1 protein-coding gene is annotated in these 2,038 nt (G+C 69.0%); it reads left to right on the top strand.

Going from position 1 to position 2,038, the window contains the following annotated elements; translation table 11 throughout:
• Positions 1-275 precede the first annotated feature (275 nt).
• Entirely contained in the window at positions 276-1,667 is a 1,392-nt protein-coding gene (locus tag KGA66_RS28740) for an IS1380 family transposase (RefSeq protein ID WP_211472708.1), read from the top strand.
• Positions 1,668-2,038 lie beyond the last annotated feature (371 nt).

Here is a 2,038-nt window from a genome sequence, read left to right as displayed (position 1 = left end):
CGCGGTGGACGGCAAGGTGCTGCGCGGCTCGGGCGCCACCGGGTTCGCGCAGGTCACCCTGCTCGCAGCGCTGGATCACGCCGCCGGCACGATCCTGGCCCAGCGGCAGATCGACTCCAAGACCAACCTCGGGTATTCACGGGTCTCCGGGTAACCTAGCCTACTGATATGCGGAAGGTGCACCTGACCTGCCATGATTCGATTGCTGAGATCAGATCTGGCGGGAAATTGGGTGCACCTTCCGGGTGGGAAACGATACGTCATGGTCGGCCGGGTTGTCACTGGACGGTGCGGGCAGGGGTTTGGTCGGGCATGCCGGTGCGGTGCTGCTGCGTAAGGCCGCCGATGTGGCCGGGCTGACCGGTGCTTTGGGCAACGCGCTGGCCAGGCGGGGTTTCCTGCCGGGGTGGGATCGCGGGGCGGTGTGGGTCCAGCTCGCGGTGGTGATCGCGTTGGGCGGGCGGTTCCTGGCGGACATCGAGCTGCTGGACCACCACACGAAGGTGTTCGGGGCGCCGCCCTCGGACTCCACGGTGCGCCGCGCCCTGGCCATGGCCGATGACCGGACCCTGCGACGCGTGGCCAAGGCCCGTGCCGCCGCGCGCCGGCAGGTCTGGGCACAGCTTGAGGCGCGGCCCGGTGGGTTCCCGTGGCTGCGTGTGGCAGGCAGGACGATGACCGGGGTGGTGGTCATCGACATCGACGCCACGATCATCCTGGCGCACTCCGAGAAGGACGGTGCGGCGCCGACCTTCAAGCACACCTATGGATTTCACCCGCTGATCGCAGAGTGCGACAACACCGGGGAGAACCTGTCCGTGCTGCTGAGAAAGGGCAACGCGGGCTCGAACACCGTGACCGACCACCTGACCGTGCTGCGCGCGGCGATCGAGCAGATCCCGCCCGGGTATCGCAGGCACCTGCTCATCCGCGTGGACGGCGCCGGGGCGACCCACGCTCTGCTCGAGTACCTCGTCGCCCTGAACTCGACCCGGCGGCGGGTGGAGTTCTGCGTGGGCTGGTTCATCGACCAGGCCACCGAGGCCGTGATCGCCGCGCTGCCCGAAACCGCGTGGGAACGCTCCTACCTGCAAAACGGCGACCCGGCCCCCGACACCCGCCCGGCGGATGTCGCCGAGATCACCGGCCTGGCAGCCGATATCCTCGCCGGCTGGCCCAAGGGCCTGCGCCTGATCGCCCGGCGCACCAGGATCTCCCGGCGGCACGAGAAGAACCTGACCGACTACGAACGCGCCACCGGGTGGCACCACGCCGTGTTCGCCACCGCTACGAACGGCCCCGGGATCCACGCGCAGTGGCTCGACGCCCGCCACCGCGCGCACGCCCACGTCGAAGACCGGATGAAAGACCACAAGGCGGTCGGGATGCGCACCCTGCCGAGCAAGGACTGGACGGTCAACCACGGATGGATCACCGCCGCCGCGATCGCCTCGGACCTGCTGGCCTGGACCAGGCTCCTGGGCCTGTACGACCAGGGCGACCTGGCCCAGGCCGCGCCCGACACCCTGCGCAACCGCATCCTGCACGTACCCGCCCGCCTCGCGGCCCACGCACGACGACGCACTGTGCACCTGCCCGACGACTGGCCGTGGACCGAACCGATCATCACCTGCTGGAAGCGGCTATGCGCCCTGCACCCCGGCTGACCGGCGCGATCCGTCCGCACCAGAGCCCGGAAAGGACCCGGGCACCCCCCCGCGCGAGTGGAACGCGCCGCCGAGCCGGGCGAACCCGGCACCCGAGCCAACAACCGACCCACGGAACAAAGGTGATCAAACGATCGAAACGGACCCCACCGAACCGGCAATCAGAGCACTGCCACCCGTGAGTCATTCAGGCCAACGAGATCCCCGAGGCGCGCATCCTGCTTGACGGCATGGACATCGCAGAGTCCGTCATCACGATGGACGCGCTGCACACCCAGCGGGAAACAGCACGCCACCTGCGCGAACACGACGCACACTACGTTTTCACAGTCAAGGCGAACCAGCCCGCACTGCTCACGGCCTGCCATCAG

The sequence above is a fragment of the Actinocrinis puniceicyclus genome (assembly GCF_018283645.1).
In the GTDB taxonomy this organism is placed as follows: domain Bacteria; phylum Actinomycetota; class Actinomycetes; order Streptomycetales; family Catenulisporaceae; genus Actinocrinis; species Actinocrinis puniceicyclus.
This window is presented reverse-complemented; position numbering and strand designations above follow the sequence as displayed.